This is a genomic window from Streptomyces javensis (genome assembly GCF_039525925.1).
GTDB lineage: Bacteria > Actinomycetota > Actinomycetes > Streptomycetales > Streptomycetaceae > Streptomyces > Streptomyces asiaticus.
In genome coordinates this window covers 1-330 of the sequence record NZ_BAAAIF010000267.1, presented here as the reverse complement: position 1 = coordinate 330, position 330 = coordinate 1, and positions in this window count along the sequence as shown.

Sequence of the window (330 nt, the reverse complement as noted above, 5' to 3'; positions counted from 1 at the left end):
CGTCCCCCCCCATACCTCTTAGCGTCGTGCGCTTACATTCCTTCACTGGGCCTTTCCATAAGGCAGAGGCCAGCATTATGCTCCTGCATGGACTCTTAGTCTAATGTCTCAGTATGCGCCGGCTCTCTGTGTCATCTTTTTTGTCATACTAGAATAATCCTTAAGCTACTTTTGGATTGACAAACATATCACTTTCCATTTGTTCAGCGTTAAAGTATGTTTTGTTCTTGGATAATCCATACATTACCTTGATTAACTTTGAACTTAAAACCACCATCGCCTCTTTCTTTCGAAGAGGGTTCTCAGACCGTGTAATGTAATATTGATATA